The 17784-nt window shown below is 36.0% G+C and carries 19 protein-coding genes; 14 read left to right on the top strand and 5 right to left on the bottom strand.

Going from position 1 to position 17784, the window contains the following annotated elements; translation table 11 throughout:
* The first annotated feature begins 2 nt into the window (after positions 1–2).
* The 4 genes from ACWV26_RS15335 to ACWV26_RS15320 all read left to right on the top strand — a co-directional run bounded on the left by ACWV26_RS15335 (position 3) and on the right by ACWV26_RS15320 (position 2746).
* Complete coding sequence (locus ACWV26_RS15335; protein WP_455895577.1) at positions 3–365, top strand: HesB/IscA family protein; 363 nt, start codon at positions 3–5, stop codon at positions 363–365.
* Between the two features lie 153 nt (positions 366–518).
* Positions 519–1736 (top strand): NAD(P)/FAD-dependent oxidoreductase, encoded by a 1218-nt coding sequence (locus ACWV26_RS15330; protein ID WP_455895576.1) that lies wholly within the window; start codon positions 519–521, stop codon positions 1734–1736.
* Between the two features lie 112 nt (positions 1737–1848).
* Complete coding sequence (locus ACWV26_RS15325; protein ID WP_455898269.1) at positions 1849–2334, top strand: NUDIX domain-containing protein; 486 nt, start codon at positions 1849–1851, stop codon at positions 2332–2334.
* A gap of 82 nt (positions 2335–2416) precedes the next feature.
* Positions 2417–2746, top strand: a complete 330-nt coding sequence (locus ACWV26_RS15320; RefSeq protein WP_455895575.1) for a YuiB family protein — start codon at positions 2417–2419, stop codon at positions 2744–2746.
* Between the two features lie 38 nt (positions 2747–2784).
* On the opposite strand, the gene ACWV26_RS15315 is transcribed toward ACWV26_RS15320, so the two are convergent.
* Positions 2785–3258: a divergent PAP2 family protein gene (locus tag ACWV26_RS15315; protein ID WP_455895574.1), complete on the bottom strand. Its 474-nt coding sequence runs from the start codon at positions 3256–3258 to the stop codon at positions 2785–2787.
* 153 nt (positions 3259–3411) lie between these two features.
* On the opposite strand from ACWV26_RS15315, the gene ACWV26_RS15310 reads away from it, so the two are divergent.
* From ACWV26_RS15310 to ACWV26_RS15300, 3 genes are all read left to right on the top strand, one after another.
* Positions 3412–4926 carry a leucyl aminopeptidase gene (locus tag ACWV26_RS15310; RefSeq protein ID WP_455895573.1) on the top strand — a complete coding sequence of 505 codons (1515 nt, stop codon included), beginning with the start codon at positions 3412–3414 and terminating at the stop codon, positions 4924–4926.
* A gap of 59 nt (positions 4927–4985) precedes the next feature.
* The gene (locus ACWV26_RS15305; RefSeq protein WP_455895572.1) at positions 4986–5144 is read left to right on the top strand and encodes a hypothetical protein; all 159 of its coding nucleotides are present in this window, start codon (positions 4986–4988) and stop codon (positions 5142–5144) included.
* Between the two features lie 163 nt (positions 5145–5307).
* Positions 5308–5868, top strand: coding sequence for a DUF5366 family protein (locus ACWV26_RS15300; protein ID WP_455895571.1), 561 nt, complete (start codon positions 5308–5310; stop codon positions 5866–5868).
* A gap of 62 nt (positions 5869–5930) precedes the next feature.
* Here ACWV26_RS15300 and ACWV26_RS15295 read toward each other — a convergent pair whose 3' ends face one another.
* Entirely contained in the window at positions 5931–7787 is a 1857-nt protein-coding gene (locus tag ACWV26_RS15295) for a transglycosylase domain-containing protein (RefSeq protein ID WP_455895570.1), read from the bottom strand.
* Positions 7788–8017: 230 nt separating this feature from the next.
* Here ACWV26_RS15295 and ACWV26_RS15290 point away from each other — a divergent pair, with 230 nt between their 5' ends.
* Both ACWV26_RS15290 and ACWV26_RS15285 read left to right on the top strand, forming a co-directional pair.
* Positions 8018–8608, top strand: a complete 591-nt coding sequence (locus ACWV26_RS15290; RefSeq protein WP_455895569.1) for a peptidylprolyl isomerase — start codon at positions 8018–8020, stop codon at positions 8606–8608.
* 18 nt (positions 8609–8626) lie between these two features.
* Positions 8627–8839 (top strand): hypothetical protein, encoded by a 213-nt coding sequence (locus ACWV26_RS15285; RefSeq protein ID WP_455895568.1) that lies wholly within the window; start codon positions 8627–8629, stop codon positions 8837–8839.
* 672 nt (positions 8840–9511) lie between these two features.
* On the opposite strand, the gene ACWV26_RS15280 is transcribed toward ACWV26_RS15285, so the two are convergent.
* Positions 9512–10693, bottom strand: a complete 1182-nt coding sequence (locus ACWV26_RS15280) for a MalY/PatB family protein (RefSeq protein WP_455895567.1) — start codon at positions 10691–10693, stop codon at positions 9512–9514.
* A gap of 76 nt (positions 10694–10769) precedes the next feature.
* Between ACWV26_RS15280 and ACWV26_RS15275 the strand changes: the two genes are divergently transcribed.
* A complete protein-coding gene (locus ACWV26_RS15275; protein ID WP_455895566.1) occupies positions 10770–11030 on the top strand; it encodes a DUF1871 family protein in 261 nt (86 codons plus the stop codon).
* 130 nt (positions 11031–11160) lie between these two features.
* On the opposite strand, the gene ACWV26_RS15270 is transcribed toward ACWV26_RS15275, so the two are convergent.
* Entirely contained in the window at positions 11161–11373 is a 213-nt protein-coding gene (locus ACWV26_RS15270; RefSeq protein WP_455895565.1) for a helix-turn-helix domain-containing protein, read from the bottom strand.
* Between the two features lie 243 nt (positions 11374–11616).
* Here ACWV26_RS15270 and yugI point away from each other — a divergent pair, with 243 nt between their 5' ends.
* Complete coding sequence (yugI, locus tag ACWV26_RS15265) at positions 11617–11994, top strand: S1 domain-containing post-transcriptional regulator GSP13 (RefSeq protein ID WP_455895564.1); 378 nt, start codon at positions 11617–11619, stop codon at positions 11992–11994.
* Positions 11995–12036: 42 nt separating this feature from the next.
* Here yugI and ACWV26_RS15260 read toward each other — a convergent pair whose 3' ends face one another.
* The gene (locus ACWV26_RS15260; protein WP_455895563.1) at positions 12037–13344 is read right to left on the bottom strand and encodes a sigma 54-interacting transcriptional regulator; all 1308 of its coding nucleotides are present in this window, start codon (positions 13342–13344) and stop codon (positions 12037–12039) included.
* A gap of 138 nt (positions 13345–13482) precedes the next feature.
* Here ACWV26_RS15260 and pruA point away from each other — a divergent pair, with 138 nt between their 5' ends.
* The 3 genes from pruA to ACWV26_RS15245 all read left to right on the top strand — a co-directional run bounded on the left by pruA (position 13483) and on the right by ACWV26_RS15245 (position 17698).
* On the top strand, positions 13483–15027 hold the full coding sequence (gene pruA / locus ACWV26_RS15255; RefSeq protein ID WP_455895562.1) for an L-glutamate gamma-semialdehyde dehydrogenase: 1545 nt from the start codon (positions 13483–13485) through the stop codon (positions 15025–15027).
* 129 nt (positions 15028–15156) lie between these two features.
* A complete protein-coding gene (locus tag ACWV26_RS15250; RefSeq protein WP_455895561.1) occupies positions 15157–16356 on the top strand; it encodes an ornithine--oxo-acid transaminase in 1200 nt (399 codons plus the stop codon).
* 97 nt (positions 16357–16453) lie between these two features.
* Positions 16454–17698 (top strand): Glu/Leu/Phe/Val family dehydrogenase, encoded by a 1245-nt coding sequence (locus ACWV26_RS15245; protein ID WP_455895560.1) that lies wholly within the window; start codon positions 16454–16456, stop codon positions 17696–17698.
* The last annotated feature ends 86 nt before the right edge of the window (positions 17699–17784 follow it).

Genomic DNA, 17784 nt, shown 5'->3' with positions numbered 1-17784 from the left:
GTATGACACAAGTAGTCGAAATTTCAGAAGCTGCTGCGTTTCACATCCAAGAAATGATGCGTAACAATGAAGAAGAAGGCTCTTATTTACGAGTTGCCGTAAAAGGTGGCGGCTGCAGCGGCCTTTCATATGCGATGGGCTTCGACCGTGAAAAACAAGAAAATGATGAGCTATTTGAAGAACATGGCTTGAAAATTATTGTTTCAAGCGAAGATGCACCAATTCTTCAAGGAACTACAATTGATTTTAAACAATCACTAATGGGCGGTGGATTCACCATCGATAATCCAAACGCAATCGCTTCATGTGGCTGTGGTTCTTCATTTAGAACAGCAAAAGTTGCTGGTACACCGGAAGAATGCTAGAATCATTGAAAAATTAATAGTATGTATATCTTGCTTCCTCGATAGTCTGTATTAAACATCACTATTTGAGGAAGCTTTTTAAATATCCAGTATATTTTGTATTGCATCTTTAATAAAGATAAGATAATACCCAGTTAAAGGTGGTCTGATTTTGTGAGTAAACCGAAAATTTTAATAGTAGGGGCAGGATACGGCGGCTTAATGACAGCTGTTCACTTACAAAGAAAACTAAGAAAAGAAGATGCTGAAATTACGCTTGTTAACAAAAACTCATATCACTATGAAACTACTTGGTTACATGAAGCATCTGCTGGAACTCTAAAACCTGAACAAGTTCAATATGAAATCAATGATATCTTAAATGACAACATCCTATTTACAGAAGAAACCGTTGAAAAACTTGATATCCAAAATAGAAAAGTGATTACAGACAAAGGGGAATTATCTTACGACTATTTAGTTGTAGGACTTGGTTTTGAAGGGGAAACATTCGGTATTGAAGGATTGGACAAATATGCTTTTGGTATTAAAAATGTAAATGATGCTCGTAAGATTAGAAATCATATTCATACACAATTTGCTAAGTGGGCAGCTCAAGAGGAAACAACTAAGGACGATTCTTTGCTTACCATTATTGTTGGCGGAGCAGGATTTACAGGGATTGAATTTTTAGGAGAATTAGCAAATAAGATTCCGGAATTGTGTATTGAAAATAGCGTTCCAAAAGAAAAAGTACGAATCATTTGTATTGAAGCGGCCCCAACTGTATTGCCTATGTTTTCGCCAAAACTAGTGAAATATGCAGTAAAAGTATTAACCCAAAAAGGAATTGAATTTTCCGTTGGCACCCCTGTTGTCCAAGCAACAAAAGAAGGCGTAAAAGTGAAAAAAGGCCAAGAAATTGAATTCATCAAAGCAGGTACTGTCGTTTGGGCTGCTGGTGTCCGAGGATCACAAATTGTTGAACAATCCGATTTACCATCTAAGCGTGCTCGAGTAGCAGTAGAGGATGATTTACGTGTACCTGGTTATCCAGATATTTTCATGGTCGGTGACTGTGCTTTCTTAATGAATAAAGAAACAGAACGCCCATATCCAACTACAGCCCAAATTGCTATACAACAAGCAGGGGCAGTTTCAGATAACTTGGTTGCATTGATAAAAGGGGAAGAAACACAGGCGTTTGTACCGAATTTAAAAGGAACTGTTTGTTCATTAGGGAATAAGGACGCAATTGGCAATGTATTCGGCAAAGATATGTCAGGGAAAATTGCCGCAATCATGAAAAAGCTGATTGATAATCGTGCGCTCTATTTGATGGGTGGCATGAAATTAGTATGGAAAAAGGGGAAATTGAATATATTTAAATAAGCTATGCCTAGCAGTTTGTTGACTGCACACAAAAATAATTTTTAAACTGTATATATTTCAATTTCTTAATACGTACATACTAAATCATGACATGGAGGGATTTAGAGTGAGCATGAAAGAACGGGGACGAGTTTGGCTAGGTGCAGCAGCCTTAGTGGAAAATGAGAAGGGTGAATGGCTTGTTGCGATGAAACGCTACGGTGGTCTTAAGGGAATGTGGTCACTGCCAGCAGGCTTTGTTAAACCAGGAGAGACAATAGACCAGGCAATCAATCGCGAATTACTCGAAGAAACAGGAATCAAAGCAACTATGCAAGGACTACTGGGTATTCGAACGGGGGTAATTCGCAATGATATAAGCGATACGATGGTAATCTTTTACTTAACAACTAACGCACAAGAACAACAAATTAAAGTCCAACTAGACGAATTATATGAGGTATGTTGGATGTCACCACAAGCTTTAAAAAAAGACAATCGTACTTCAATGTTACTGAATGAAATAGTAGACTTGCCATTAAAATCAAGACCAGCAACTAAAGAAGGAATAGAAAGTGATAATATTTTTGGTTATACCGAGTATAAATTGTTCTTTTAAATAAATAGAAAATTATACCTAGTCGTTGAAAGCGATGCCTCAATCAGTTACACTAATGTGAGAGAAAATGGAGGTTTCAAACATGACAGGTGGATTTTCTATTATCCAATTAATCTTATCCATGTTAATATTCTTGGTAATGTTTTTTGGAATTGGATTCTTATTGAATATGTTACTTCGATCTACATGGTTTATGGCATTCCTATATCCTATTGTTGTGATCCTCATCGTTGATGATGTTAGTTTCCTAGATTACTTTTTTAAAGCTGGAACAGCATTCAGTGCTTTAGGACATAAATTAGTATCGTTACAACCTGCTGATATTTTGATTCTTGCAAGTGGATTAGTCGGTGCAATTATTTCGGGGATTGTCATGAAAATTTTACGTAAAATGGGTTATCAAATGTTTTAAAACAAAAGCAGTGAGCATATATTAGCTCACTGCTTTTTTTACTTTAAGGTATAAATGAGGACGGATAGAATAATGCCTGTAAGACAACCGAAAAATACTTCGATAGGGCGGTGACCGAGAAGTGTTTTTAAATCTTCAATTTTTTCTTCACTTGTTTTATCAGGAAGTGCCTTCGCCTTTATGATGAATGTTTGAAAGTCTTTCCGCATCTGATTAATAACGACTGCTTGCTGACCTGCCTGGTATCGTATTCCTCTAGCATCAAACATAACAACTACTGAGAAAATTGCTGAAACCGCAAAGAGCGGTGAGGAAAGGCCATTTTCGTATGCAATAGCAGTAGTTAAAGCTGAGACTGCAGCCGAATGGGAGCTAGGCATTCCACCAGTTGATGTAAAAAGTCCCCAATCAATTTCTCTTGTTGCAATAAAGTGAATTGGAATTTTTACAAATTGTGCAACGAGTATTCCGAGTAAAGCGACAATTAAAGGAGTGTTGTGAAGTAGTTCCATTATGATCAGCACCTTTCAGCCTTCACTTGATATTTTCAATATAACATAGGTGACGATTATGGTTCATCCATTATGTCTTTCGCAAATTTAGAAAATTTCGTATAGTACGTTAGTTTGTTATAATGAAAATAATAAATGAAAAGAGGGTACGAAATGCAAATCAATAAAGCTCCGCAATCCTTTCAATCAATATCAGCAGATGCACTCATTGTAGGGATATCAAAAAATCAACATAATGTTCCAGGCTGGGATCAATTCTTAGATTTCTTTGGACATCCATTTGAGCAATGGATAAAAGATGGAGATATAAAAACAGATGCAAAGTCGATTAATAAGATTCCTGTATTTGAACCAAAAGCAAATGTGAAGCGTATTATTTTTGTTGGATTAGATAACCGCAAAACTTTGGTACCAGATGTATTACGTGAAGCATTTGGGTTAACAGGAAAAGCATTGCGCGAACAAAAGACTACATCATTTGCCATTTGGGTTGACTCATTTGAAACGGAAGAAATACCAGCAACAGATGCAGTCATACTAGCTGCTGAGGGAATCAATTTGGGTGCATATAAAGTGGAAAATTATAAAACGACTTCTAATATTGCAGATGTTTCTTTGGAACAAGTAAGTTTTATAACAAACAAAGATATTGATGAAATAGTAGCAGGCTTTGAAGTTGGAGAAATCTATGCTACTGCTGTTAATGAGGCTCGAAGTTTAATCAACAAACCAGGGAATTTACTTACAGCTACAAATTTAGCAGACTATGCGGTTGAACTTGCGAGTCTTTATGATTTTGAAGTGGAAGTATTAGATAAAGCTCAACTAGAAGAACTTGGCATGGGTGCCATTCTCGCGGTTAATAAAGGCTCAAAAGAAGAACCACGTTTAATCACATTAAAATACCAAGCAACAGATAATTGGGAAGACGTTGTAAGCTTTGTTGGGAAGGGTGTAACGTTTGATACAGGTGGCTATTCACTTAAATCTAAAACAGGCCTCGTTGGCATGAAAGGTGATATGGGCGGAGCAGCTGCAGTTCTTGGTGCCATGCGGATTATCGGAGAACTTCGACCAAACAAGAATGTTATGGGCGTAATTGGTTCAACAGACAATATGATATCTGGTGAAGCATTTAAACCGGATGATGTTATTACAACATTCAGTGGTAAAACAGTTGAAATTTTAAATACAGATGCTGAAGGTCGTTTAGTACTAGCAGATGCTGTTGCTTATGCAAAACAACAAGGTGCCAATTATATTATCGACTTAGCCACATTAACAGGCGGGGTGATTACAGCACTTGGTTATGATAAAACAGGGGCACTTACAAACAATAAGGAATTCTATGAATCCTTCCTAGAAGCATCAGAAGAAACGGGTGAATTTGTCTGGCAGCTACCTTTAACAGAAAACGATAAAAAACGTATTCGCAAAAGTGATGTGGCTGATTTAAACAATTCTCCAGGTAGTGATGGCCATATGATCTTTGGCGGAGGGTTTATCGGTGAATTTGTTGGCGATACACCTTGGATACACCTAGATATTGCAGGTACATCAGATGCGCAAGCTGCATATGATTTAGGACCAAAAGGTGGAACTGGTGTGATGGTTCGAACACTTGCTACATTTGTAGAACGCATAGGACAACAAGCGAATAAGGAATAGGCAACATCCTAACTTCTCTCTTCTTAGTGACATACGATAGAACTGAGAGGAGGATGATTATGTTTCCATTCTTTGGGGGTCCATTCATTGGCGGCTTTTTAGGAGGGCTAGCCGGTTCGGCATTTCGTCCATATCCATATTATTATAGAAGACCTTATTATCCACCATACTATCCACCATACTATCCACCATATTATTACAAAAGACCTTGGTGGTAAAAAAATAAAAGCTCTTATCCACTTAAAATGTGGGTAAGAGCTTTTTACTTTTCAAAGATAGTGAGACAGGTTAAGAGCCTGAAGCAAAAATTGAGCTTAACAGAATAAGCGGTTTTAGCTATTATTGAATAGATAATACATAGGAAAACGAGGAAGTTTAAGAATGAAAAATCCATATATCTACGGATATTTACCTTTTATTACAATTATCCTTTTTAGTCTTACATTCGGCTTATTTACAGTGACCGAATCGCTCCAACTTTTTAAATCTATTGGCGTTTATTCGGGAATGAGAGAATTTCTATCTGATGTACAAATGCGAATCTTTTTATTGATTGTTTTTGCCTTATGCTATTTCATGCTATTTTCAGCATTAAAATTAATTGGCGAAACAATTCATGAATTGGCCATGCTCTTTTTCTCAAAAGATTTAGAAGGAAAAACAGTTTATGAAGCACGTGGAGGTAATGTCATCTTTTTCTTTGGTGCTATTGCTTCTGCTTTTGGAATTCAATCCTTTTTGATCCTATTAATAATTCTTTTAGCTGCGACGTTTATCTATTTTGTTTTTGTTATTTATAAATTAAGTAACTATATGAGTTTTGGGGCGACTGTAGGAGTTATGCTTTTTGAAATTGTAATTTGGGCTGTTTTTTTAACACTGATTGTTTATGTTGTATTTAAACTTTATAACGGTATTATTTCAAGTTTACCCTTCTCATAAGTGCTTGAGAAATTATTAAAAGCTATTCGGAACAATAAATCGTCATTGTCCGAATAGCTTTTTTAGTTATTCATTACCTCAGAGAAAATTTGATGTTGAATTTTAGCATTTTCAAGACCTTGCATATTTTGTGGACGATCAAAACCTATCCATACAGCACTGGTATAACGATTTGTTAAACCAGCTAGCCAAAAATCTTTGTAGTCATTGGTTGTTCCTGTTTTAGCACCTACGTAAGATGAGTTGACATGAATCCCTACACCCGTACCATTACGTACAACATCAGACATTAAAAAGCGTATTTGTGATACGGTATTTGGTGACCAAACTTGGTTTGATTGTGATGACCATTTATACAAGACATTACCATACCTATCCTTTACACTGCGTATTGTATGTACTGGTTGATAATCCCCGTCGATAAAGCTTGTGTAGGCATCCGCTAATTCGGCAGTTGTGACTCCGTGCGTTAGTCCTCCTATTGCTGCAGAGTAAACGCGATCTTGTTTTGTTAAAGATTGAAACTGAAAAGGTTTTAGATAAGAGAAAGCCTTATTCATACCTATTTGATCAAATAACCTTATTGCTACGGTATTATAACTATATCGGAATCCCTGTAAAATGGTGACATTTCCTAGAATTTGACCGCCGTAGTTTTGAGGGCAATAGCTGCCTTTACAAAAGGGTGCACCGCTAACATATGTATAGGGAGTTGCTTTTGTCACTTCGAAATATGGTGCATAATCCATAAGTGGTTTAAAAGCAGAACCTGGTTGGCGAAAGCCTTGGAAAGAACGATTATAATCATATTTTTTATAACCTTTTCCTGCATAAATACTAATGATTTCACGATTTGTATTATCAATGACAACTGCTGAAGCTTGTAAATTGCCGCGATTTGCCAAAATGTGATCAATATTTTCTGTATCATTTGCTTGTTTTGTAGGAGATAGTGCTGTCTCGATTGTTAAACCTTGGTTTAATAGTGTGTTCACACGATTTGAAAGCTTCGTATTAATTTGCTTACGTTCCAAAGATGTTTTTGCAGTACTTAATAGATTGTTATAACCTTCTTTTTCTGCAATCAGTGAACGAAACTCATTCATCACATAAGTGCTATAAGCTGGATACCATTGCTTTTTCTCCTTTAAGATTAAAACAATCTTTTCTTTTTTGATTTTTTCTGCTTCATTTTTAGATAAGACGTTTTTATCTACTAATTTATCTATAAGCCGTTCTTGTCGATTCTTCGTATTTTTGAAATGCCTTAACGGATCATAAAGTGATGGATTATTTGGAATGGCAGCTATAAAAGCCATTTGAGCTTTCGATAATTTTGCAATGGGTTTATTGAAATAATAGGTTGCAGCGCCATTGATACCATACACACCGTTACTAAAATACATTTCGTTTAGGTACATATTTAATATTTCATCTTTTGTTGTCTTCCGTTCTAGTTCATATGCATAAAAAATTTCAAGGATTTTTCGTTCGTACGTTTTTTCTTGTGATAAATAGCGCATCCGAACGAGTTGCTGCGTAATGGTACTCCCGCCTTGCGCGGATTCCCCACTAGAGTTATTTGCCATAAAAGCTCGCGCAATTGCTGATAAATCAAAACCAATATGTTGATAAAAATCTTGATCTTCACTATAAATATAAAGTTGTTGCACAAACTCTGGTATATCCGCTAGTTCTAAAGGTTTTCGCCATTCTGTATATTCTTCAGAAAAGACTTGTTTATTTCGATCCTTGAGAATTGTAGGGTTTAGTACATTCGGAGCATCTAGTTGAACATTCGATGTAAACTGTTTTTCAAAGCCTTTTGCTGTTTGTAGTTCATTTGAAATTTTCGTAAATAGAAAAAGTAACAGAGGAAGGCTGCAAATGATGATGAGAATGCCTGCTCCTTTTCTCAAAAATGATCCTCCTCTTATTTATAAATATAGATGCGAAACTGTCATTTAACAGAATAGCACATTGCTATTCATAAGGGCATAGATTCTAAAAAGATTGTCCAAAAACGTAAAGAAAAAAATGCTACAAAATGAAAATTGCTGTCAAATATGTTATCCTAGGACAGGATATAGGAAAGATAGAAAATATCATTAAATAGAATTAGTATTTTCAAATTAAAGGAGATGCAATTATGTACCCACAATTATCAAAAGAAGTAGCAGAAAACGAAGTATTAGTTGAAATGAAAACAACACTAGGTGCAATCAAAATTAAATTATTCCCTGAATTAGCACCAAAAACTGTAGAAAACTTTTTAACTCATGCTAAAAACGGTTACTATGAAGGAATTATCTTCCACCGTGTTATTAAAGACTTTATGATTCAAGGTGGAGACCCAACTGGAACTGGTATGGGTGGCGAAAGTATTTATGGTCATTCTTTTGAAGATGAATTTGCACCAGAACTTATGAACATCCGTGGAGCACTTTCTATGGCAAATGCTGGCCCTAACACAAATGGAAGCCAATTCTTTATCGTGCATATGTCACAAGTTCCTTCTAATATGATTGGTCAAATGAAAGATGCTGGATTCCCAGAAGAAGTCATCAATGCTTATAAAGAGCTTGGTGGTACTCCATGGTTAGATGGTAAACACACTGTATTTGGTCAAGTTGTAGAAGGTATGGATATCGTTGATAATATCGCAAATGTTGAAAAAGGTTTCCAAGATAAACCAGTAGAAGATGTTGTGATTGAGTCTATTAAAGTAATCGAAAAATAGTAAGGAGATGTATGATTCATGAATCTTTGGATTTTAAATGAATTTTTATACTTTCCGGAAGATAAATCGGAGTACATCCCTGCAGTAATAGAGATGGCAATTATCCTTGTTTTATGTATTCTTGTTTTTAATTTATTTAGAAAAAAAGCAAGAAAAGATGCTGAAAAGACAAGGGAATTAGAAGAGAAAATTTTAAAGCAAAAACAACATTCTGCTCCGAAGAATCCTTAATTTTAAAATCCTGTGCTAGTTGAGTATGCTAGTGCAGGGTTTTTTTATTAAAATTTTAAATTCAGTAACTAATATAATTTTTGCTTAGTACTGCGAATTTGTTCCTAGCGAGTAGAGAACCTTTGTATGGACTTTTTCTTCTTTCTGTTTAGAAAACTGAAAAAGTAATAAATACTAATTAAGTTTTAGTTCGAAGTGAAATTAGCTTCGCTTTCCTGCGGACGAGTGGTGAGTCTCCTTGTCAAAACCATGTGCTCCTGCATCGCATCGCTAGCTTCGTCGCAGAAAATTCCTTTTGCAAAAGCAAAAGGAATTTTTCCTGCGGGGCCTCACCTGTCTCGCTTTTTTTAGCTAGGAGTCTACGCTAATTTCACTTCATTTTATTTGTGGTACTAATCTCCACCAAAAGATTTCTAGCATAGTTTGATTAAAATATCTTTCTAATATTACATTTCCTTTGGATTAAAAATCTATTTTACTTCAATTCTTTATGGTAGAAGATTTCTTTTGTAACTATTTGTTGCTGATTCAAACTTTTAAAATACAATGACATAAGTCTATTAAAGAATTACTAAATCTAACAAAAAGAAGCACCCAGTATGTAGTACTCAAAAAGTTAGCGTAAAGTCTAACTTTTGGGGTATCTCATATAGGGTGTTTTTCATAAGGATATTATGCTTCAAATGCTTTAATAAATCGTTTAATTCCTTCTTCTACTGTTGCGCGCGGGCAGCCGACGTTCATTCGTAAAAAGCCTCGGCCTTGTTCACCGAATTTGGAACCTGGTTCTAATGCAAGTTTTCCTTTAGTGAGTAATCGATTCATCACTTCGTCTTCTTCTAATCCTGTGTTGCGATAGTCAATCCAGAGTAAGTAGGTGGCAAAGGATTTATGAATGGTGATTTCAGGTATTGCTATTGTAAGTTGTTCAATAACTAAGTCCATATTTAAGGAGATATATTTTAACAGTTCGTCTAACCACGCTTCGCCTTCTTCTGAATAGACTGCTTCCACTGCTGTCGCAGCGAAAATAGATAGTCCCATTCTGGCATGTTTTGTAGCGTTTTGTTGTAGCTTGCGTCGTTTTTGATCATCTGGAACAATCATCATCGCAGCTTGAATACCCGCAATATTAAAAGTTTTGGTCGGTGCCATACATGTAATAATATGATTTTGTAGTTCATTCGCAATATTCATGAGCGGGGTATGGTTATGGCCATCTAACATTAAATCCGCATGAATTTCATCGGATATGATAAGCACATCGTTTTTTACACAAATCCGAATAATTTCTTGCAAAGTATCTACAGACCACTCAATACCTCCAGGATTATGGGGGTGGCATAATATAAATAATTTAACGTCATCTGTTGAGGTCATTTCGTCAAACTTCTTGAAATCCATAGAATAGATGCCATCCGATTCATTCAATGGACATTCTTTTACGATACGATTCAATCTTTTAGGAACATTGAAGAACGGCTGATATACAGGTGGTGTAATTAATACAGAATCATTTTCTGAAGTAAATGTTTCAATGATTGATGCAAGTGCAGGTACAACCCCTTGATGATAAAGCACCCATTTTGGTTCTACATGTAAGTTATGGCGCTTGTTTACCCAAGAAGTAAAGGCTCTTGTACAAGATTCACTTTCAAAAGAATATCCGAATACTGGGTGTTCGAGGCGCTTTTTAAGGGCATTTATCAGTACTTTTGGTGCAGCAAAATCCATATCAGCGACCCACATTGGAAGTATATCAGTTGCATCTTCTAAATGATATACAACATCAAGCTTATCCCATTTAAATGAATTGGTATGAAGTCTATCTTCTACAAAATCAAAATTATTCAAGGCTACCCCTCTTTTCTTTTTTTACAATTATGTTATTATATCCTTTATAATAGGAAAGTATATAAGGTGACAAAAGATGGAAAATATTGAGATGAATAGAAAAGCCATACGCACTTTAGAAGACTGGAACCCATTTAAAATAGATGGTTTTACTTATGATACGGAAGCTGCTGATGTTGTAGCAGCTCTACAATATATTGATGATCCTTCAAATTTAGGGAAAGTGATTCAAGAAATTTATGAGCAATCATTTGAACTATGGATTCCAATTGAAGATTGCATTGAAATTTCGTATAAACTTTTAGCTATAAAATTTGAGGCTAAATGTATTTTATAAAATTATTTACCAATTCATGAGTAAGTGGTTTTATAATAATCTACTAGAATTGAAAAAGCCTATCTCTAAAATTATTTGTATATTTTAAAGGTAGGCTTTTTATTTATCCCGAATTAACGGGCATTTCTCTTTATTTGTTGATCCCATCTAACAAGTTTGAAACAGGTACTTCAAGGGCATTTGATAGCTTTAATAGTGTTTGTTCAGAAGGTATATCTTCACCAGACTCGTAGCGTGCTAGCTTTTCTACACCTATTCGCGTTTTTAGTGATAATTGATCCAATGTTAGATTGCGTTCTTTACGTAGCATACTTAATTGAGTATGAAGATTTTCTCTCATCATATAGAAAGCACCCCTCTTAAATTGAATAATAAATTAGTCGTGATTTGATTATAACATGTTTAAAACAGAATGATTAAGTGAATTGTTACATAATTCAGAAAAGTGTATTACGAATTTTTGAAAACATTAAGGAATGTGGATGTTTATAGATAGGTAATGGAATTTTTGCTCGCTATCATTGGACTATGCTATAATTTACGTGAAAAAATGTATATAGTTGTAAATGGAAAGTAGGAAGGTCGAATGACAAAAAAATATGAAGTAGGAGATGTGCTAACAGGAAAAGTAACTGGTATCCAGCCATACGGCGCATTTGTTGCATTAGATGACACAACGCAAGGTCTCGTGCATATTTCTGAAATTACGTACGGCTTTGTAAAAAACATCACAGATTTTCTCAATGTTGGACAAGATGTTCAAGTGAAAATACTAGAAGTAGACGAAGACGAAAAGAAAATTAGTTTATCCATTCGCGCACTTCAAGAGCGGCCGCCTGTGAAGCGTAAAGACTTTGCTCCGCGTAAATCACTTCAAGATCGTGTAGATGAAAATGATTCAGTAGGTTTTAACTCATTAAAAGTGAAACTACGAGACTGGATTGAGGAATCAGGTATAAAGTAAAAAGAAGCTATTTCGCCAAATTGATGCGAAATAGCTTCTTTCTTATTTTTTCATCTTCCGTATACGGTATTGTAAATTTTGACGACTCATACCAAGGGCTTCAGAGGCCTTGGTTATATTGTGATCATACATTTCAAGCACTTTATTTAAATAATACTCTTCTGCTTCACGAAGATAATCCTCTAAAGGTAAAAGTTCTTTATCATTTTGAACAACAAAATAATCTGGACTTTTTTCTGTAGGCTGGTACTTTTTTACTTTCCATTTAAAGTGAATAGGCAATAGCTCATACGAGATTTCCTCTTCATTTGTAATCATAGACATTATGTCGTCAAGTAAAACTTCTAATTCCTTTAAATTACCTGGCCAATCATAGTCCATAAATAGTTGTTCAACTTCATTGGAAATGCCGCTTAATTTCTTACCAAATCGATTTTCATAACGTCTTAAATAATCATTGATGAAAGGTAATATGTCTTCCTTGCGGTTATGAAGAGGAGGGATATTAATCGATACTCCTGCAAAAAAGTAATACAATTCCTTTAATAATTCGCCAGAAGCGATTAAGTCAATTGGATCGCCACCAATACTTGCGATTAATAGATGTGGATCTTGACGATGATGTTCAAGCACATTTAAGCATTCCTTTTGTATTTCAAGAGATAAATATTCGATTCGCTCACAGAATATAGTACTACTATCACTACTTTGTAATTGTTTTTTTAAACGTTCCACCATTCCAGTATCTGAACGATGGCAGAAATAAGTGATGAAATTTTCTTGAGCAGGTGTTGATGCAGAATGAATGGCTTCTGCGATTAGATCTTTCCCTGTACCAGATTCACCTATTAATAATACAGGAAGTCTTGCCGCAGCTGCTTTTTTAGCCGTCTCAATCACCTCACGCATCGGCTCAGACACAGCCGTAATCGTATCAAATGTAATGGCTTCTCCATATCGGCGCAAAGGTTGAAACACAAGCTTTTCTAGAGTTGTAACATCTCTTGCTAGTTCAATTGCGCCAAGAAGTTGGCCATTCTCGAATATGGGATAGGTATCATTAATAGTTGTTATTTCTTGGCCATTTTGATTCCAGTATGTTTGTTTTTCATTTTGTACAGGCTTTGCTGTTTGCAATACATTTAGTAACGTACTGTCTTCTTTCTCAAATTGAAAAAGTTCCATTATAGAACGATCTCGAAAATCTGCAAGATGTAGCCCCTCAATTTCTTTCATTTTATCATTGTAAATTATTGTTCGACCGTTTAAATCAACTGCATGTATTCCTACGGAAACATGCTTAGTAGCAAATTTATAAAACGGCAATAAACGCTCATCATTTTTACCCAATTCGATCACCTGAAAATTTTTTTATTTTTTTAGCATTTTTAACTTGAATAAAGCAAGAATCTTTTGCATTATTATAAGTGTAAACAATAATTGAATGCAAATATTTTTTGCACTTTCTAAATCAAAGGGGGATATGAAATGATTCCGTACACAACAGAACCATTAACAGATTTTTCAAATGAAGAAAATCGCCAAGCTTATCAAGAGGCTTTGAAAAAAGTGCAAAGTGAACTTGGTCAAGATTATCCTTTAATTATTGGTGGGGAAAGAATAACAACTGAAGACAAAATTGTATCTTACAATCCTGCAAAAAAAACAGAGGTAGTAGGTACAGTTTCAAAAGCAAATCAAGAACTTGCAGAAAAAGCTATGAAAATAGCAGATGAAAAATTTAAGACTTGGAGCAAAGTGAAACCAGAAGTTCGCGCTGATATCCTTTTCAAAGCAGCTGCTATTACAAGACGTCGTAAACACGAAATGTCAGCTATTATGACGCTTGAGGCTGGTAAACCATGGGTAGAAGCGGACGCTGATACAGCAGAAGCAATTGACTTCATGGAATACTATGGTCGTCAAATGCTTGAACTAAAAGATGGCAAACCAGTTAATAGTCGTCCAAATGAAAATAATCGCTTTGGATATATTTCACTTGGTGTAGGTGTAGTCATCTCTCCATGGAATTTCCCATTTGCAATTATGGCTGGTACTACACTAGCTGCTATGGTTACAGGTAACACCGTATTATTAAAACCGGCTTCTACAACGCCGATTATTGCATATAAATTTATGGAGATTCTTGAGGAAGCAGGTCTACCAGCAGGTGTCGTGAACTACATTCCGGGTTCAGGCGCAGAAGTTGGCGATTACTTAGTAGACCATCCGCGTACTCGCTTTGTAAGTTTCACTGGTTCACGTGATGTAGGTCTTCGCATTAATCAACGTGCAGCTGTTCAACAAGAAGGCCAAATTTGGATCAAGCGCGTAATCGCTGAAATGGGCGGGAAAGACACAATCGTTGTTGATAAAGAAGCTGATTTAGAATTAGCAGCTCAATCTATCGTAAAATCTGCTTTTGGTTTCAGTGGTCAAAAATGTTCGGCATGTTCCCGCGCAGTAATTGTAGAAGAAGTTTATGATCAGGTACTTGAACGCGTCGTTGAATTAACGAAAGGTCTAACAATTGGTGATCCAACAAACTATGAAAACTTCATGGCTACAGTAATCGATGATAATGCATTCAAGAAAATAACAAGCTATTTTGAAGTTGCTAACAACGAAGGTCGTATTGTAGTTGGTGGTACTGCAGATGACTCAATAGGTTACTATATAAACCCAACAGTCGTAGCTGACGTGGATCCTAAAGCTCGTTTGATGCAAGAAGAAATATTTGGCCCAATCCTTGCAGTTTGCAAGGCAAAAGATTTCGATGAAGCAATCGATATTGCAAATAATACAGAATACGGTTTAACTGGGGCAGTAATCTCCAAAAACCGTGAACATATTGAAAAAGCTCGAGAAGATTTCTTTGTAGGTAACCTATACATCAACCGTGGATGTACTGCTGCTACAGTTGGTTACCAACCATTTGGTGGTTACAACATGTCAGGTACTTGCTCGAAAGCTGGTGGTCCAGACTTCTTAACACTCCATATGCAATCTAAATCAATCGGTGAAGCACTATAAAGATTAAGCGAATATGCAGGCAATTATCATATTGCCTGCATATTAATATAATTGTCGATTTTTGTTGGAAAAAATGAAGAATAGCGAGTAAAGAATTATATACTTCACAAATTATAAGGAGGGATTTGGATGGTATCTACAACTTCTGAGAAAGCTATTGCTTTATCGAATGAATTTGGTGCAAAAAACTACAAGCCACTTCCAATCGTTATTTCAGAAGGTAAAGGAGTTTGGGTTAAAGATCCTGAGGGTAATAAGTACCTAGATATGCTATCTTCTTATTCCGCTTTAAACCAAGGTCATCGTCATCCTAAAATTATTCAAGCATTAAAAGACCAAGCGGATAAGGTAACATTAACATCTCGTGCATTTCATAATGACCAAATAGGTACTTGGCTTGAAAAAGTAACAGCCATTACTGGAAAAGAAATGGTATTACCAATGAACACAGGTGCTGAAGCTGTAGAAACGGCCTTTAAAGCTGTTCGTCGATGGGCTTATGAAGTAAAAGGGGTAGAAGCTGATCGAGCAGAAGTAATCGTATGTAATGGTAACTTCCATGGTCGTACCATGTTAGCAGTTTCTATGACTTCTGAAGCTGAATATCGCCGTGGATTCGGTCCATTGCTTCCCGGGATTAGATTGGTTGACTACGGAAATTTAGATCAATTAAAGGAAGCAATCACAGAAAACACAGCAGCATTCATTATCGAACCAATCCAAGGTGAAGCAGGTATCAATATTCCTCCACAAGGTTACTTGAAAAAGGCGAGTGAGTTATGTCGCGACAACAATGTATTATTTGTTGCAGACGAAATTCAGACTGGTCTTGCACGTACAGGTAAAATGTTTGCAGTTGAATGGGAAGATGTAAATCCTGATATATTCATTTTAGGTAAAGCTCTTGGTGGTGGTGTAATGCCAATCTCTGCTGTTGTATCCAGCAAAGAAGTATTAGGTGTATTCACTCCAGGTTCACACGGATCGACATTTGGTGGTAACCCACTTGCTTGCGCAGTGTCAATCGCTTCTTTAGATGTATTAATTGAAGAGAAATTGTCAGAGCGTTCAGCTGACTTAGGCGAATATTTCTTAAATGAATTGAAAAAAATTGATAACGAATCAATTGTTGAAGTTCGTGGTCGTGGATTATTTATCGGTCTTGAACTTAATGTAGACGCTCGCCCGTATTGTGAAAAACTAATGGGTTTAGGTTTACTTTGCAAAGAAACCCACGATACAGTCATCCGCTTTGCTCCACCATTAATCATCACAAAAGAGGAATTAGATTGGGCATTAGATAAAATCCGTGAAGTTTTTAAAAAATAAAAATTAATACTCAACATAGTGGTTAAACTATGTTACAATGTTTGCACTTAGTACTATTATTAACCATTATTAAGAATAAAAGAGGCGAAAAAAACAAATGGCAGAAAATCTAAACCTGTTTACATCTACACAAGCTGTGATTAAGGAAGCTTTGCAAAAACTTGGCTATGATGAAGCGATGTATGAACTTTTAAAAGAGCCATTACGCATGTTAGAAGTCCGTATTCCAGTTAAAATGGATGATGGTTCTGTAAAAGTATTTACAGGTTTCCGAGCACAACATAACGATGCTGTGGGTCCTACTAAAGGTGGCGTACGCTTCCATCCTCAAGTCTCTGAGGAAGAAGTAAAAGCTTTATCTATGTGGATGACTTTAAAAGCAGGTATCGTTGATCTACCATATGGTGGCGGTAAGGGAGGCGTAGTTTGCGACCCTCGTCAAATGTCAATGGGTGAAGTGGAACGATTAAGTCGCGGATATGTTCGTGCTGTTAGTCAGTTTGTGGGACCAACAAAAGATATTCCAGCTCCAGACGTGTTTACAAACTCACAAATCATGGCCTGGATGATGGATGAATACAGTCGAATAGACGAATTTAATTCACCTGGATTTATAACTGGTAAACCAATCGTTCTTGGAGGATCTCAAGGGCGTGATCGTGCAACTGCACAAGGCGTTACTATTATTATTGAAGAAGCAGCAAAACGTCGTAATATTGATATTAAGGGTGCTCGTGTAGTTATCCAAGGTTTCGGTAATGCAGGTAGTTTTTTAGCTAAATTTATGAGTGATCTAGGTGCAAAAGTAATCGGTATTTCAGATGCATATGGTGCATTACATGACCCTGAAGGCTTAGATATTGATTATTTACTAGACCGCCGAGATAGCTTTGGTACTGTAACTACATTATTTGAAAATACAATCACAAACCAAGAATTACTTGAGCTTGATTGTGATATCCTTGTACCTGCGGCAATCGAAAACCAAATCACGTCAGAAAATGCTCACAATATTAATGCGAAAATCGTAGTAGAAGCAGCAAATGGACCAACTACATCAGAAGCTACTAAGATTCTTTATGAACGTGGCATTCTTCTAGTACCTGATGTACTTGCAAGCGCTGGGGGAGTAACGGTATCTTACTTTGAGTGGGTACAAAACAACCAAGGTTACTACTGGTCAGAAGATGAAGTAAATGAAAAACTATTGAAAAAAATGGTCGAAGCCTTCGATAATGTCTATAATGTTGCTTCAACTCGCAACATTGATATGCGTTTAGCAGCCTATATGGTTGGTGTCCGCAAAACAGCTGAGGCTTCTCGTTTCAGAGGTTGGGTGTAATTTAAAATAGTGAAGTTTTAAACTTCTTATTGAAATAGAAAAGCCGAAGAACATAGAATTGTTCTTCGGCCTTTTTTTATCCCGTA

Source organism: Rummeliibacillus sp. JY-2-4R, assembly GCF_053847205.1.
This window is presented reverse-complemented; position numbering and strand designations above follow the sequence as displayed.